Annotated in this window: 18 protein-coding genes and 1 other annotated feature; of the genes, 10 read left to right on the forward strand and 8 right to left on the reverse strand. The window is 63.9% G+C overall.

Annotated features, from left to right (window positions below; all coding sequences use genetic code 11):
* Window positions 1-36 precede the first annotated feature (36 nt).
* The 3 genes from minD (at window position 37) to WS87_RS05560 (ending at window position 1,678) form a co-directional block, all read left to right on the forward strand.
* The gene (minD, locus tag WS87_RS05550) at window positions 37-852 is read left to right on the forward strand and encodes a septum site-determining protein MinD (RefSeq protein WP_044849298.1); all 816 of its coding nucleotides are present in this window, start codon (window positions 37-39) and stop codon (window positions 850-852) included.
* A 12-nt stretch (window positions 853-864) separates the two neighbouring features.
* Window positions 865-1,119: a cell division topological specificity factor MinE gene (gene minE / locus WS87_RS05555; RefSeq protein ID WP_006486661.1), complete on the forward strand. Its 255-nt coding sequence runs from the start codon at window positions 865-867 to the stop codon at window positions 1,117-1,119.
* A 157-nt stretch (window positions 1,120-1,276) separates the two neighbouring features.
* The gene (locus tag WS87_RS05560; RefSeq protein WP_059820216.1) at window positions 1,277-1,678 is read left to right on the forward strand and encodes a YXWGXW repeat-containing protein; all 402 of its coding nucleotides are present in this window, start codon (window positions 1,277-1,279) and stop codon (window positions 1,676-1,678) included.
* Window positions 1,679-1,794: 116 nt separating this feature from the next.
* Here the strand turns inward: WS87_RS05560 and WS87_RS05565 are convergent, their stop codons facing one another.
* Window positions 1,795-3,336, reverse strand: coding sequence for a chloride channel protein (locus tag WS87_RS05565; protein ID WP_059820217.1), 1,542 nt, complete (start codon window positions 3,334-3,336; stop codon window positions 1,795-1,797).
* 174 nt (window positions 3,337-3,510) lie between these two features.
* Here WS87_RS05565 and waaC point away from each other — a divergent pair, with 174 nt between their 5' ends.
* Complete coding sequence (waaC, locus tag WS87_RS05570; protein ID WP_059820218.1) at window positions 3,511-4,509, forward strand: lipopolysaccharide heptosyltransferase I; 999 nt, start codon at window positions 3,511-3,513, stop codon at window positions 4,507-4,509.
* Window positions 4,510-4,567: 58 nt separating this feature from the next.
* On the opposite strand, the gene WS87_RS05575 is transcribed toward waaC, so the two are convergent.
* From WS87_RS05575 to WS87_RS05600, 5 genes are all read right to left on the reverse strand, one after another.
* A complete protein-coding gene (locus WS87_RS05575; protein ID WP_059820219.1) occupies window positions 4,568-4,747 on the reverse strand; it encodes a hypothetical protein in 180 nt (59 codons plus the stop codon).
* A gap of 97 nt (window positions 4,748-4,844) precedes the next feature.
* Complete coding sequence (locus WS87_RS05580) at window positions 4,845-6,155, reverse strand: MFS transporter (protein ID WP_059820220.1); 1,311 nt, start codon at window positions 6,153-6,155, stop codon at window positions 4,845-4,847.
* Between the two features lie 301 nt (window positions 6,156-6,456).
* Entirely contained in the window at window positions 6,457-6,948 is a 492-nt protein-coding gene (locus WS87_RS05590; RefSeq protein ID WP_059820221.1) for a TonB family protein, read from the reverse strand.
* Between the two features lie 226 nt (window positions 6,949-7,174).
* Window positions 7,175-7,468, reverse strand: a complete 294-nt coding sequence (locus WS87_RS05595; RefSeq protein WP_059820222.1) for a hypothetical protein — start codon at window positions 7,466-7,468, stop codon at window positions 7,175-7,177.
* Between the two features lie 157 nt (window positions 7,469-7,625).
* Window positions 7,626-8,027: a hypothetical protein gene (locus tag WS87_RS05600; RefSeq protein ID WP_059820223.1), complete on the reverse strand. Its 402-nt coding sequence runs from the start codon at window positions 8,025-8,027 to the stop codon at window positions 7,626-7,628.
* Window positions 8,028-8,347: 320 nt separating this feature from the next.
* Here WS87_RS05600 and WS87_RS05605 point away from each other — a divergent pair, with 320 nt between their 5' ends.
* The 4 genes from WS87_RS05605 (at window position 8,348) to WS87_RS05615 (ending at window position 12,075) form a co-directional block, all read left to right on the forward strand.
* Window positions 8,348-9,007, forward strand: coding sequence for a DUF4145 domain-containing protein (locus WS87_RS05605; RefSeq protein ID WP_236873209.1), 660 nt, complete (start codon window positions 8,348-8,350; stop codon window positions 9,005-9,007).
* Window positions 9,008-9,283: 276 nt separating this feature from the next.
* Window positions 9,284-10,480: a hypothetical protein gene (locus tag WS87_RS05610; protein ID WP_082750727.1), complete on the forward strand. Its 1,197-nt coding sequence runs from the start codon at window positions 9,284-9,286 to the stop codon at window positions 10,478-10,480.
* Complete coding sequence (locus tag WS87_RS33490) at window positions 10,481-10,828, forward strand: hypothetical protein (RefSeq protein WP_159085638.1); 348 nt, start codon at window positions 10,481-10,483, stop codon at window positions 10,826-10,828.
* A gap of 12 nt (window positions 10,829-10,840) precedes the next feature.
* A protein-coding gene (locus WS87_RS05615; protein ID WP_107938108.1) for an IS3 family transposase occupies window positions 10,841-12,075 on the forward strand; the annotation gives its coding sequence in 2 pieces (ribosomal slippage) (window positions 10,841-11,132 and window positions 11,132-12,075; 1,236 coding nt in all).
* Window positions 11,122-11,238, forward strand: a sequence feature (AL1L pseudoknot). Its footprint overlaps the gene before it by 117 nt.
* Before the next feature lie 167 nt (window positions 12,076-12,242).
* Here WS87_RS05615 and WS87_RS05620 read toward each other — a convergent pair.
* Both WS87_RS05620 and WS87_RS05625 read right to left on the reverse strand, forming a co-directional pair.
* Window positions 12,243-12,452 carry a hypothetical protein gene (locus WS87_RS05620; protein WP_107938109.1) on the reverse strand — a complete coding sequence of 70 codons (210 nt, stop codon included), beginning with the start codon at window positions 12,450-12,452 and terminating at the stop codon, window positions 12,243-12,245.
* Window positions 12,453-12,531: 79 nt separating this feature from the next.
* Window positions 12,532-12,996 carry a hypothetical protein gene (locus tag WS87_RS05625; RefSeq protein ID WP_159085639.1) on the reverse strand — a complete coding sequence of 155 codons (465 nt, stop codon included), beginning with the start codon at window positions 12,994-12,996 and terminating at the stop codon, window positions 12,532-12,534.
* Window positions 12,997-13,144: 148 nt separating this feature from the next.
* On the opposite strand from WS87_RS05625, the gene WS87_RS05630 reads away from it, so the two are divergent.
* Window positions 13,145-13,687, forward strand: coding sequence for a transposase (locus tag WS87_RS05630; RefSeq protein WP_059531437.1), 543 nt, complete (start codon window positions 13,145-13,147; stop codon window positions 13,685-13,687).
* A complete protein-coding gene (gene tnpB, locus WS87_RS05635) occupies window positions 13,663-14,013 on the forward strand; it encodes an IS66 family insertion sequence element accessory protein TnpB (protein WP_059531434.1) in 351 nt (116 codons plus the stop codon). Before WS87_RS05630 ends, tnpB begins: the two co-directional genes overlap by 25 nt.
* The last annotated feature ends 23 nt before the right edge of the window (window positions 14,014-14,036 follow it).

Genomic DNA, 14,036 nt, shown 5'->3' on the forward strand with positions numbered 1-14,036 from the left:
ATCGGCTCTCATTGACGAACACAGGGTATTGGGTAAATGGCAAAAATCATCGTGGTGACTTCGGGCAAGGGCGGCGTGGGCAAGACGACGACCAGCGCGAGCTTCGCGTCCGGCCTCGCGCTGCGCGGCCACAAGACGGCCGTGATCGACTTCGACGTCGGCCTGCGCAACCTCGATCTCATCATGGGCTGCGAGCGTCGCGTGGTGTATGACCTGGTCAACGTGATCCAGGGCGAAGCGAACCTGAACCAGGCGCTGATCAAGGACAAGAAGTGCGAGAACCTGTTCATCCTGCCGGCGTCGCAGACGCGCGACAAGGATGCGCTCACGCGTGACGGCGTCGAGAAGGTGCTGAACGACCTGGTCGCGATGGATTTCGAATACATCGTCTGCGATTCGCCGGCCGGTATCGAGGCGGGCGCGCTGCATGCGATGTACTTCGCGGACGAAGCGCTGATCGTCACGAACCCGGAAGTGTCGTCGGTGCGCGACTCGGACCGCATTCTCGGCATCCTGTCGTCGAAGACGAAGCGCGCAGCCGAAGGCAAGGATCCGATCAAGGAACACCTGCTGATCACGCGCTACAGCCCGAAGCGCGTGAGCGAAGGCGAAATGCTGTCGCTCGAGGACATCAGCGAGATCCTGCGCATCAAGCTGATCGGCGTGGTGCCGGAATCGGAAGCCGTGCTGCACGCATCGAACCAGGGTCTGCCGGCGGTGCATATCGACGGCACCGACGTTGCGGAAGCGTACAAGGACGTCGTCGCTCGCTTCCTCGGCGAGGACAAGCCGCTGCGCTTCACCGATTATCAGAAGCCGGGCCTGCTGCAGCGCCTCTTCGGCAGCAAGTAACGGAGGCCGCCCATGTCCATCCTTTCGTTTCTCCTCGGCGAGAAGAAGAAGTCCGCATCGGTCGCGAAGGAGCGCCTGCAGCTCATCATCGCGCACGAGCGGGTCGGCGGCCGGCCACCGGCCGATTACCTGCCGGCGCTGCAGAAGGAGCTAGTCGCGGTCATCTCGAAGTATGTCCATATTTCGAACGATGACATCCGCGTGAGCCTCGAGCGCCAGGACGATCTCGAAGTCCTCGAAGTGAAGATCGAGATCCCGCAGGCCTGACGCTTGCCTGTCCCCCCGCACGGCGGCGCATGCCGTCGTGCGCGTCTTACGCCCTGTTGCACTTTCGGGCTCGCCGTAACACGGCGCCTGTCGGCCGCCGATCGACCTCCCGCATTGAACGAATACGCTAGCGTCATTTGTTAATCAGGAGGTTGTAATGGCTGTCTCTACCGTTCGACGTCGTATCGTTTCGCTCGCGCTGTTCGCCGCGGGCCTGTCAGCCATCGCCGCGCCGCTTGCCGCACGCGCGGACGAAATTCTTGTCGGTGCGCCGGTGATGGTGCAGTCGGGCCGGATGGTCGTCGCCGAACCGGTGGCCGCGCCCGTCGAGGAAATCGTCGTCGTCGCGCCGAATGCGCCGCCGCCCGTGCGCTACGAGGTCGTGCCCGACGCGCGCGTCGGCTATGTGTGGGAGCGCGGGCACTGGCGCTGGGATCACGGCCGCTACGTCTGGATCGGCGGTCACTGGGAAGCCGAGCGCATCGGCATGCACTGGGTGCCGGGCCACTGGGATCAGCGTGGCCCGAACTGGTTCTGGAGCCGCGGCCACTGGGCTTGACGGAGGCATGCGATGAAACGAACCGCCATTGCCATCGCGCTCGTCGCGATCACGCTCGCCGGCTGTATCGTCGTGCCGGCCCGTCCCGTCTACTATCGGCCGGCGCCGGTGGTGATCTACTGAGGGTCACGCGGGCCCGTCCGCGCCGGGCCGCTCGCACCGGATGCGGCCGGATCGGGTTCGTGCGGCGTCACCGGCGTGTGCGCGGCGACGTTGCCGGCCACCGGGGCCCCCGGCTCGCCAGCGTCCTGCTCACGCAGCGTGTCGAGCGGATCGGCGGGCGCGGCGGCTGCATCCTGCGGCTCGACGACACCGGCCGCAGCCGCCGGTGCCGCGGCGGGGGCGGCGGTGGCCGCGGGCGGCGCGAGATAGCGCTCGGCGAGTGTTTCGTAGAGCGGCGGCGCGAAAAAGCGCGCCATGCGGCTCGATACCAGCGCGGTCGCCATCAACGAAATCACGAGCGCGTGACCGTTGATCATCTCCATCACGATCACGAACGACGTGATCGGCGACTGCGTGACCGCCGCGAGGTAGCCGACCATCGCGAGCGCGATCAGCACCGGCAGGCTCATGTCGCCGAACACGATGTGCAGCAGGTTGCCGAACCCGGCGCCGATCGACAGCGAAGGCGCGAAGATCCCGCCCGGGATGCCCGGCAGGTACGACGCGACCATCGACACCATCTTCAGGAATGGATAAAGCACCGACAGCCGTTCATGGCCGTCGAGCAGGCCGCGCGCCTCGGCATAGCCGCTGCCGAACGTCGTCCCGCCCGACACGAGGCCGACGACCGCGATCACGAAGCCGCACAGCGCCGCGAACGCGATCGGGCGCTCGCGATACAGGCCGAGCAGGCGCGCGGGCAGCCAGCGGCCCGTATTGAGCAGCAGCCAGCTGAAAAGGCCGCCCGCGATGCCCGTCACGATCGCGGTGACGAGTACGGCGACGGCCAGCATCTTCGGAAAATGCTGACCGGCGTCGATCGTGCCGAAGTACGTGTAATTGCCGTTCAAGCCCAATGCGACGACACCGGCGAGGATGATCGCGGTGATCAGCACGCCGCTTGCGCGGGCGGAGAAGCTGCGGGTCAGCTCCTCGATCGCGAACACGATCCCGGCGAGCGGCGTATTGAACGCGGCCGACAGGCCGGCCGCCGCGCCGGCGAGCACGAGCTGCCGTTCGATCTGCGCGTTCGAGCGCGGGTAGAAGCGCCGCAGGTTGAACATCAGCGCCGCGCCGACCTGCACGGTCGGGCCTTCGCGGCCGATCGTGAAGCCGCCGAGGATCCCCAGGAACGAGATCAGGACCTTGCCGAACAGGATGCGCAGCGTCAGCAGCCGCGCACCGAATGCGCTCGGGCTCGCGTGCAGTGTCGCGATGACCTGCGGGATCCCGCTGCCCTCGGCACCGCGGAAGAAGCGGCGCGTGAGCCACGCCGACGCCGCGGCGATCGACGGCGTCAGCAGCAGCGGCAGCCATGCGGCGTGGTCGCGCATCGTGCGGAATGTGTCGTAGCCCCAGTCGATCAGTCGCGCGTACAGCACGGCCGCGAGGCCGACGGCGATCGCGCCGAGCCAGAACACGCCATACTGGCGCCAGATCCGAAGCGACCGGCGGGTGAGAGCAGGAAACAGCGCGGGAAGGGGAGGGCGTTGCATCGGCAGCGGGCCGGAAGAGCAAAGAACGCATTATAAAAAGAACCGATGCGGCCGGGGCTCGACAAATATTCACAAGAACGTCGCATTTTGTTGCAAATGTAATGTCGGCGTAATGTCTGCGCACCGCAAGCATCGTTAGCATGGCGCAATGGCCAGCCATTCCTCACAACGAACGTGAAACGCATCCTCATCGTGAAAGTGACGTCGCTCGGCGACGTCGTCCAGACGCTGCCTGTCGTCGCGGACCTCCATCGCGCCTTCCCGGGCGTGACGGTCGATTGGGCCGTGGACGAATCGTGCGCGGAGGTCGTGCGCTGGCATCCGGGCGTGAGCGAGGTGCTCTGCGCGCCGCTGCGGCGGTTCAAGAAGCTGCGCAACGGCGGCGACCTGAAGGCGATCTCCGCGTCGATCGGCGCACTGCGCGCGCACCGCTACGACGCCGTCATCGACCTGCACGGCGTCTACAAGAGCGCGATCATCTCGGCACTCGCGCGCGCCGCACGCCGTATCGGCTATCAGACCCAGGATCTCGGCGAGACCGGCGCCCGTTTCGCGTACTCGCATCGCTTCGGCCCGCGGCCGGACTGCGACGCGTGGCATGGAATGCGCGTGAGCGCCGGCGAGGCGCTGGGCTATGTCCCCGAGGGCATCGCCACGTACGGGATCGTCCCGCCGCAGGATGCGAACCTGCCGCCCGCCGTGACCGACGGCGCACCGTTCATGCTGCTGTTCCACGCGACGTCCAACCCCGACAAGAAATGGCCGGCCGACGACTGGGCCGCGCTGGCCATCCGGATGATGGCGCGCGGCGTGCGTGTGCTGTTGCCGTGGGGATCGGCCGCCGAACACGACGATGCGCAGGACATTGCCGCCCGCGCGTCGGGCGCGATCGTGCTGCCCGCGATGTCGGTGCGCGAACTGGGCGCGGCCATTGGCCGGGCTGCACTCGTGGTGGGGGTCGATACCGGGTTTGTGCACATGGCGCACGCGCTGCAGCGGCCGACCGTGATGATTTTCGTCGCGACCTCACGCCACCATTGCGGCATCGGCGGCGCACCGAATGCACTGTCGATCGGCGAGCCCGGCGTGCCGCCGTCGGTGGAGCAGGCACTCGATGCGATCGATGCGGTCGGGCCGGCCTACGACGCGCAGCGCGAGCGGCTGACGGCCTAGGGCCTCCACAGGCCCGCTTTCGGCGTGAATGGGCCCCGCGGAAACGGAGCCGGCCGGTTCAGGCGAGGAGCGCTTCGACCGTGACCACCGCGGCGACGGCGGCCAGGTTGGCGAGCAGCGCCTCGAACAGAAGGCCACGCCAGGTTTTCGGCCGGAAGCGTGCCGCGAGCAGCAGGGCGCCACCCAGCGCGAGCGCCAGGATCAGCACGAGGTCGGCGTTGTTGAGGTGGATGTTCATCGCGGCGGCTCCTTCGGGGATCCAGGGGGCGCGACGGCGCCCCCGGATCGAGTATAGGCAGCGCCGCCCGCCGCACAACCCGGGGCGCCCCGGAGGCTCAAACGAGCGATGCGTCGCGGGTTTCGCGCATCAACAGCACGCCGATCAGGCTGATCGCCGCCGCGACCGACACATAGCCGCCGACCCACGACAGGCCGCCTCGCGCGGCGAGCAGCTGCGCGATGTACGGCGCGATCGACGCGCCGAGGATCCCGCCGAGGTTGTACGCCACGCCCGCGCCCGTATAGCGGACGTTGGTCGGGAACAACTCGGGCAGCAGCGCGCCCATCGGCGCGAACGTCACGCCCATCAGGAACAGCTCGAGCGTCAGGAACAGCGCGACGAGCGGCATCGAGCCGCTGCCGAGCAGCGGCTCCATCGCGAAGCCGGACAGCAGTGCGGCGATCGCGCCGACGGCCAGCACCGGCTTGCGGCCGAAGCGATCCGACGCCCACGCCGACAGCGGCGTCGCGAGCCCCATGAATACGACAGCAAAGCACAGCAGGCCAAGAAAGCTCTGGCGCGGAATATGCAGCGTCGACACGCCGTACGACAGTGAAAACACCGTCGAGATATAGAACAGCGTGTAGCAGACCACCATCGCGAGCGCGCCGAGCAACGTGGGCTGCCAGTGTTGCGAGACGAGCGTCGCGACCGGCACGCGCACGCGTTCGTTGCGGTCGAGTGCGGCCTGGAACGCCGGCGTCTCGGTGATCTTCAGCCGCACGTACAGGCCGAGCGCGACGAGCAGCGCACTGACGAGGAACGGGATGCGCCAGCCCCAACTGCGGAATTGTTCGTCGGACAGCGACAGCGCGAGCGCGAAGAACAGCCCGTTCGACATCAGGAAGCCCACCGACGGGCCCAGTTGCGGGAACATCCCGAACCAGCCGCGCTTGCCTTGCGGCGCGTGCTCGGTCGCGAGCAGCGCCGCACCGCCCCATTCGCCGCCGAGGCCGATGCCCTGGCCGAAGCGCAGCACGCACAGCAGCACCGGCGCGAGCGTGCCGATCGTGTCGTAGCCGGGCACGAAGCCGATTGCGGTAGTGGACACGCCCATCACGAGCAGCGACGCGACGAGCGTCGACTTGCGGCCGATGCGGTCGCCGAAGTGGCCGAACAGGAACGAGCCGATCGGCCGCGCGATGAATGCGATGCCGAACGTGACGAATGCGGACAGCGCCTGCGCGGTCGCGGAGCCGTGCGGGAAGAATACGGGGCCGATGACGAGCGCTGCGGCGGTCGCATACACGTAGAAGTCGTAGAACTCGATCGCGGTGCCGATGAAGCTCGCGAACACGATGCGCCGGTGGCTGACGGCGCCGGCCGAACCGGTTGCGTGTGCAACGGCCGGGGGAGATGCGGACATGGATGTCTCCGTTTTATCGTTGGGGCATTCGACTGAGCGTGCGCTCGGGCGGGCAGGTGGACGCCTGCCGGCAGAGCGCAGCCGGGCGGATGATGCGGTAGCGGCGTGGACGCGCGTCGTGGCGCGGACGTCACCCGCCGGTCGACGATGGAGACGGATAGGCCGCCGCCGCCCGGTGCCGGCATGGTCGGCTCGCATGCCGGGTGCGGCGCGCGAACGCGCGCGCGGGAGGGTGGCCGCGCGATTGCGGAAAATTATAGCCAGCGCCGCGACATAGCGGCAATCGCGTGCGGGCGCGGGCTCAGTCGAGCGATTGCGCTTGTGCGGATGCAGTGCTTTGCAACTGGAAATGGCCGTCATCGTTGAACAGCCACCCTTCCATCATCTCGAGCCGGCCATTGCCGTCCAGCAGCTTCGACGGTGGTGGCGGCAGCGGTGCCGAGCGGCGCAGCGACGCGAGCGCGAGCCCTTCCGCTTCGCTGTCGCCGTTGCTGCGATAGACGGACGCGTTGACGAGGCGGCCGCTGCCATCGACGGTGTACGCGACGACGACGAGCGAGCGCAGCATCGCCTGCGGCGTCCCGCGCGATACGCCGGACGGATTGTGCTCCGTCACGCACCGCGCGACTTCCACGCGATATTGGTCGCGATTCGCGCTGCGGATGACGGACGGGATCGTCAGCACCGAGTGCACCGACGGCGGCGGCGTGATCGTGCACGCGGCAAGTAACGAGGCGGCGACCAGTGCGGCAATACGCAGCCGGCTGGCGCATGAGAGGGGAAGAGGGGACATGGCGGAGTGCCGGAGGGTGACTATAAAAAAATGATAGGCGTCCCGGCGCGACCTGTTATCGGGAGAAACGCATAGTGGGCGAAGCGCGACGTGGCGATTCACGGAGGATGGCGATCGGCGGGCCGACCGTCATGCGTCGCGATGTGACGTGACATGTGACGGCGCGGGCGCGATATGTGCTCGCGTATCGCGCGCCGTGGCGGTGGGCGTGGCCCGACCGGCCCGTTCAGTAGCCGTGCGTGACGAGCGACAGAACGGACAGGTCCGGATGCGTGCCGTCGATGATGCTCTTGCCGATGTGCACGCCTTCCTGAACCGCTTCGTCGACGCTCGCGAAGCTTTCCTCGCCGTCGGCGTGGAAGGGCACCGCATGATCGGGCAGCGCGGGATTCACGCCGGGATGGCAGACATAGCCGGTGTAGGTGTAACGCGTGTCGCTGCCGGGAGCGAGGCCCGGCACCACATGGATCTCGAAGCCTTCGTAATCGACGTGATCCGTCGCTGTCGACAGTTCGGTCATGGCGGTCTCCGTGGGCCGCACGCACGGATGGCGCGGGCGGCATCGAGTCGCGGCGGCGGTCGTGTCGCCGTGCTGATCGAATTCTAGGCGATGGCGGCCCGGCTCGTGAGGCTCGCGCGCGTCGTCGACTGCCACGGCGGGCGTGCCGTGTCGCGCGTTACCGCGTGCAGCGCGCGTCCTTGCGCTGCACCACGAGGATCACGGGATACTTCTCGCCGTGCTCGAGTTCTACAGGCGCGACGACCGTCAGCGTCGCCGGGTCGGAATCGTCGTACACGCTGACCTGTTCATTGCGGATATAGGTCACGCCGGTGCAGTTCGATGCGCGCCCATCGTCCGAAACCTTGCACTGGATCTCGTTTTCCTTCAGGTAGTTGTACGGCGTCGGGCTCGCGAGATATTCGCGCAGGCTGCGCGGCGAGCCGCCGACGCCCTTCACGTACGCGATCGCGCACGATGGCGTTTGCGCGTCCGTGCCGGAGGCGGAATCGGCGGCCACGGCGTGCGTGCCGACAGCAGCCAGCAGGGCGACGAGCGACGAGACGATGAAGGGCTTCATGACGTGGTTTCCCGTTTCGCGAATCGGAGCGCCGGATTGTAACGGCATCGGGCGAGATGCGTCGGCACGCCGGGCGGACACCGTGCGCGGCGCGCGGCGGACAAACAAAAACCCCGTCATTCGATGAATGGACGGGGTTTGGCGAACTTCCTGGCGGAAGCGGTGTCCGCTAAGCATCCTTTTGTGACAAGGGTTTTGGTGAATTTTGCAGATTGAACCCACCAAAGAACCCACCAAAAGGACGCTTGCAGCCATTCTTGTCTTGCCGCCCTATTTGAGGCACGGTAAACGCCCAGTAAAGCCCGCGGGGAACGCCGAACATGAAATGTCCACACTGCAGCGTCGAGGTCCACGATACGCGAACCGAAACCCTCATTGCATTCGACGACGAGGATACTCACGTCCTGGACGGTGACACAGTCTGGCTAGCTTCCGCGATGCAGTGCCCTTCCTGCGGGGCCCCTATTATTTATCTGGGGAGCGCTGACACGCAGCAGGAGAATGAAAAGACACCTGCGTTTCTGGTCTATCCACGAGTGGCCAACAGGCCGAAGCCGCCACAGCAGGTGCCCGCACATATCGCGGAAGACTATGTCGAAGCGTGCCTCGTATTGAGCGATAGTCCGAAAGCCTCGGCGGCATTGAGCCGACGATGCTTGCAGACCGTGCTACGAGAGCATGGTTACGCGCAACGAGATCTTGCCCCAGCCATCCAGGCGGCGCTCGATTCGGGAACCTTGCCGGCCTTGGTTGCTGAAAGTCTCGATGCAATCAGAAACATCGGCAACTTCGCGGCGCATCCAATGAAAGACACCAATACTGGTGCCATCCTCCCCGTCGCTGCCGAAGAGGCAGAATGGAATCTCGAGGTCTTGTCCGATTTGTTCGACTTCTATTACGTTCAGCCGGCACGGTTGGAAGCCCGGCGTGCCGCGCTCAATGCAAAGTTAGAAGCTGCCGGCAAGCCCCCGATGAAGTGAGGTCGGCCCTCTCGCGGGACTTGATTCAATAGAGCGTCGTTGTTACCGCGCTTCCGCATAGGCGGCGCATTGTGCGCCGTACTGTAGCGGCTTGTCTAGCAAGCATTCCAATGAATGCGGCATGAATTTTTCATCGTGCGGTTTGTCGTGATGTTGTGCACGAAAATGGTTTCTGAATCAGCCGCTTGCGCTGCCTTTGGCGCACGAATGGTCCGTGCGTCATGTCTGTGCTGAATCGCGGGGCAACCGACCTTGCAATGGAGCGACGGAACAACCGTGGACGACGTGATTGAATTCGAGCGGGCAGCGCTATACGAGGAGGTATGGGCTGATCCGGTAAGCACCGTATCCAAGAGGTACGGGATGTCTGACAATGGCTTGAGAAAGGTCTGCCAGAAGTTGGGAGTACCGTTGCCGCCCCTCGGTTACTGGGCGAAGCTGCGCGCCGGCCAGAAGGTCAAGCGGGCACCGTTGCCTCGTCATAATGGCCAGACGGTGTTCTACGCTCAACCCGAAGCATATACGCGCCGCGTTGCGGAATCGGCAGATTGGACGGCGAGCCGGGAAGGCATTGAACGGGAGGAGGCGCGACCAGCGCGCCAGATTAAACCAACGGATCACGGTGAGTGGCGCCATCGCCTAATCAAGGCACTTGCCAAGCGCCTGGCCGAAGTCGACCGGCAAATTGCGATGGAGAATAAGCCGAGCCGCAATCCGTTTGGAGAACCGAGATTCCACGAGGTCGAGTGGAAGGTTACCAAACCGGGCGGCGTATTGGATGTTGGACCTGGTTACGCGTCCGTAGTTGTCACCCCGGATGCTCGTCAGAGAGCCCTGTCGATCGCGGATGCATTCTTCGTTGCGATGGAGGCACGCGGATTCAAAGTGCGTCTCACGGAGACGCACACTGTGATCGTTTGCAAGGACATCACCATGCAGTTTCGATTGTCCGAGATGACAGAGAAAACTGGAAGCGGCATTGGCCACGATAGATGGAGTCCGCTTGGAAGACTGCGGGTAACCATGCGAGAAAGTTCGTATGCCGGCAAGGAAATTCGGGCGCGAGATGAAGCTGGTGTTGCCCTGGAGGATCAACTGAATACGCTCGCCGCGCGATTGAGGATCGCCGTGCTAGGGTTTGACGTGCGTGAAGAGGCTCGGAAAGAGCAGGCACGGCAGCATACCGAAATGATGCGCCGAATCGCGAATGCGACGTGGCACGAGCAAACGGCGACGCAGGCGGCTCAACGAGAGAAAGCTGCCATCGACGCGTTATTCGCGGAAGCTGACCAATCCGATGCATGTGAACGTCGACGTCTCTACCTTCATCGCGTCGAACGTCTCGCGCAAGAACGAGGTATCGACGTTTCCGAGTCGTCCCAGATCGGGCAATGGCTGGCTTGGGCACGAGCATCTTGCGATGCTCTCGATCCGATATTCTCCCGAGTATCGGGAGCGAACAAGGAGACCTAGGTGATTGACATCCGAAATGATCTCGTTGACGACGCGCAAAGCAGGGAGTTGGCGCAGCGACATGCAGCGCGCTCCATGCTCGACCAATGGTGGGAACGCTTGTCGGAGCGCTCATCGACGTGGGACCTGGAGACAGTCAAACATCTGGTCGTGCTGAATGCAGCGGGTTTCGCCGGCGTTGCCACCCTATTGGCGGGCTCAAAGCCGCCACATTCAAAGTGGATCGGCGTCGCTACATTACTCGGATACGGACTCGGTGTCGTGCTCGCGATACTCAACATGTATCTCGCGTCAGTGAGCTTTAGCAGGATGAACCGCCCCGGATTTTGTGGAGGCTCCAACTCTTGAGAGAATGGAGCCATGAACAAGAAGGTAACCAAGTTTTCCCCGGAAGTCCGAGAGCGCGCGGTGCGCCTGGTGCGCGAGCAGCGTAGCGAACATCCGTCGACGTGGGCGGCGATCGAATCGATTGCGCCGATGATCGGCTGCACACCGCAGACACTGCACGAGTGGGTCAAGCGCGACCAGATTGACCACGGTGAGCGCGATGGCGTGACCACAGACGAGCGCGAGCGCCTCAAGGCCTTGGAGCGCGAAGTCAAGGAGTTACGTCGTGCCAACGAGATTCTCAAGGTCGCGAGCGCGTTTTTCGCCCAGGCGGAGCTCGACCGCCGTTTCAAGTCCTGAAGGCCTTCATCGATCAGCATCGCGACACCTTCGGGGTCGAGCCGATCTGCAAGGTCTTGCGGATTGCCCCGTCGGGTTACCGACGCCATGCCGCGCAGCTTCGTGATCCGTCGCGGCGCTCTGTTCGCGCAATCCGCGATGAACGTCTGCGGCCGGAGATCAAGCGTGTGTGGCAGGCCAACATGCAGGTCTACGGTGCGGATAAAGTCTGGAAGCAGATGAACCGGGAGCGTATCGCGGTGGCGCGCTGCACGGTCGAACGGTTGATGAAGCAACTGGGTTTGCGCGGCGTGATGCGAGGCAAGCGTGTTCGCACGACTGTTCCTGATGCCATAGCCCCGCGCCCGCTGGATCGGGTCAATCGCCAGTTCAAGGCGGCACGGCCGAACCAGCTCTGGGTTTCGGATTTCACCTACGTTTCGACGTGGCAGGGCTGGCTGTATGTGGCTTTCGTGATCGATGTGTTCGCTCGCCGTATCGTCGGCTGGCGCGTCAGCAGTTCGATGACCACGGACTTCGTCCTGGATGCACTTGAACAGGCGCTTTACGCGCGGCGCCCGGGCGACGACGGAACCTTGATACACCATTCGGATAGAGGGTCCCAATACGTCAGCATTCGCTACAGCGAACGGCTGGCCGAAGCGGGCATCGAACCGTCGGTCGGCAGCCGGGGCGACAGCTATGACAACGCTCTGGCTGAAACGATCAACGGCCTGTACAAGGCTGAACTGATTCATCGCCGCACCTGGAAAACGCGAGAATCCGTTGAACTGGCAACGCTGCAGTGGGTGGCCTGGTTCAATCATCATCGGTTGATGGAACCCCTCGGCTATATCCCGCCCGCCGAAGCTGAGGCAAACTACTATCGGCAACTTGAAACAGCTACCACTGAACCCGCATTAACTTAAACCAACCAGCCTCCATGATTCCCGGGGCGGTTCAATCAGCTCCCCCGAAGGAATCAGATCCCCGTTACAGGAGTTTCTTCGCCAACAGCTCGATGGAATCGGCCCGAAAAAGAAGCGCAAGGGACGGCAGTGAAGCTCGGGGGACTTAGATGAAGATCAGGTTGGCGTCAGCCGAGATTCTTGGCGAGGAAGTATGTCGCTGCGACCAAGGCGGTTCCGAAGCTGCAGACGAACGTCACGAGCTTCCAGGTCTGTGCGTTTATTTCGCGATGCAGGTCTTCCTTTGTTGCCACGGATTCCAGGCGAGTTTCGATCCTCGCGAGGCGCTCGCGAGTTTCAAGCTTGGGTGCTTCGGGCGCTGAAATTCGGGTTTCCATTTTTTTATCATGAGACTGGGCGACAGTCCCGTCAACGTGGTCTCGAAGGTCATGGCATTCTTTTGATCCGTGAGACGTTCTACTCAGCGTTACATGCCTGCTCCGTCGCGGGTGTCCCGAAGGGCTTCGCCAGCAAGGGGAGCGCCGGCTCGTGTACGGGCGCAAGCGGCGCGTCAAGATCGAGGCCGACAACGCGCAGGGTCTCGAGCGCGACATACGCACTAACCTCGAATGGGTCGTCGCTGAGCATCACGGGATCCATGCCCCCCTTGCCAAGCAAGATACCTTCGCCCTCGAACCGCACCTGCCAACCGAGGATTCGAGCAACCTTGTCGATACGCGAGCGCAGCGCATCTTGCGAAAACGCGAAACTGAGGGTCCCGTCGAGCATCGCCAGACGTGCGCCAGCAGTTGCAGCGGCCGACGAGTGGTTGACAGAATACCGCGTGGTCGCCGCGAGTTTGTCAACCGATGCCGCCCCCGTGTCAACCACCGAGAGCGCCGACGCTGGGACTGGCGAGCCCTTGCTGTAGTACTTCTTCATGCGCGCATCGGTCGCTTCGACATCGACCGCGGATCCTTGCAGTACAAGCCATCCGGCGCTTTTCCACTTCGATACCATTTGCCGCGATACGCTACACATTGTAAGCCGTCAATAAACGACGCCCTACCAATGGTAGGCAGAAGGTCAGATGCTAAGTGTCCGCGTGGACACATGCACTCAGACCGTGATGACAGAGAAACAGGACCTTCGAAGCAGACTGGTGGTTGGCCGCAGACGGGATGGCCGGCGGGAATTTGATGAAGATGCCGTGCGGGAGCTGGTCGAGTTTTGCCTGAGGCCGGGGGTATCGATCGCCCGGGCGGCCATGGACCATGACGTTAATCCGAACCAGTTGCGTCGCTGGATCTCGCGCCATCAGCAGCATACGCTGCAAACCCCGACGAGGCCGGACCCGCTGGTGATCGACGGCGTATCGATCGACATTCCGGGCACTGCACATCGGGTTCCAATGAGTGAAGCGCGAGCATTCGTTCCTGTCGTCACGACTGCGTCGACTGTGCCTGCCGCTTCCCCAGTATTGCCACCAGCCCCGTCGTTGATGGCGCTCTCGTTACATGTGCGCTTGTCCAATGGTGTCGAATTCGATCTCGGCGAGGCGAGTGTCGATGAGCTGGCCACGGTGATCCAGATGCTCGGGAGGCTGCCGTGTTCCGGTTCGACGAAGGGCTGAAGGTCTACCTGCATCGCGATCCCGTCGACTTCCGCATGGGCATCAACGGGCTGTCGATCCTGGTCGAACAGGCGATGCGCCTGAACTCAATGACCTCGGCGCTGTTCGTCTTCGGCAACCGCCGTCGTGATCGAGTCAAGATCCTCGGCTGGGGCGGCAACGGCTTCTGGTTGCTGCTCAAGCGACTCGAAGCCGACCGCTTCGTCTGGCCGAACGGCGGCGACACGATCACGCTCAGCACTGAGCAGTTGCACTGGCTGCTCGACGGCATCGACCTGGCCGTGATCCAGAAGCATCCCCAGCGATATTACGCGCGGATGAGCTGAACACTACGCAGATGGCATGGTCT

It is taken from the genome of Burkholderia sp. MSMB0856, assembly GCF_001524645.2.
Lineage (GTDB): Bacteria > Pseudomonadota > Gammaproteobacteria > Burkholderiales > Burkholderiaceae > Burkholderia > Burkholderia diffusa.

What these genes read in the sequence shown, in the direction of transcription:
- WS87_RS05625 (WP_159085639.1), bottom strand. Translation starts at nt 12,996, where the DNA reads ATGAAGAAGTACTACAGCAAGGGCTCGCCAGTCCCAGCGTCGGCGCTC.
- WS87_RS05630 (WP_059531437.1), top strand. Translation starts at nt 13,145, where the DNA reads ATGCTAAGTGTCCGCGTGGACACATGCACTCAGACCGTGATGACAGAG.
- WS87_RS05595 (WP_059820222.1), bottom strand. Translation starts at nt 7,468, where the DNA reads ATGACCGAACTGTCGACAGCGACGGATCACGTCGATTACGAAGGCTTC.
- WS87_RS05590 (WP_059820221.1), bottom strand. Translation starts at nt 6,948, where the DNA reads ATGTCCCCTCTTCCCCTCTCATGCGCCAGCCGGCTGCGTATTGCCGCA.
- WS87_RS05600 (WP_059820223.1), bottom strand. Translation starts at nt 8,027, where the DNA reads ATGAAGCCCTTCATCGTCTCGTCGCTCGTCGCCCTGCTGGCTGCTGTC.
- WS87_RS05605 (WP_236873209.1), top strand. Translation starts at nt 8,348, where the DNA reads ATGAAATGTCCACACTGCAGCGTCGAGGTCCACGATACGCGAACCGAA.
- WS87_RS05565 (WP_059820217.1), bottom strand. Translation starts at nt 3,336, where the DNA reads ATGCAACGCCCTCCCCTTCCCGCGCTGTTTCCTGCTCTCACCCGCCGG.
- WS87_RS05580 (WP_059820220.1), bottom strand. Translation starts at nt 6,155, where the DNA reads ATGTCCGCATCTCCCCCGGCCGTTGCACACGCAACCGGTTCGGCCGGC.
- WS87_RS05620 (WP_107938109.1), bottom strand. Translation starts at nt 12,452, where the DNA reads ATGGAAACCCGAATTTCAGCGCCCGAAGCACCCAAGCTTGAAACTCGC.
- WS87_RS05575 (WP_059820219.1), bottom strand. Translation starts at nt 4,747, where the DNA reads ATGAACATCCACCTCAACAACGCCGACCTCGTGCTGATCCTGGCGCTC.
- minD (WP_044849298.1), top strand. Translation starts at nt 37, where the DNA reads ATGGCAAAAATCATCGTGGTGACTTCGGGCAAGGGCGGCGTGGGCAAG.
- minE (WP_006486661.1), top strand. Translation starts at nt 865, where the DNA reads ATGTCCATCCTTTCGTTTCTCCTCGGCGAGAAGAAGAAGTCCGCATCG.
- WS87_RS05560 (WP_059820216.1), top strand. Translation starts at nt 1,277, where the DNA reads ATGGCTGTCTCTACCGTTCGACGTCGTATCGTTTCGCTCGCGCTGTTC.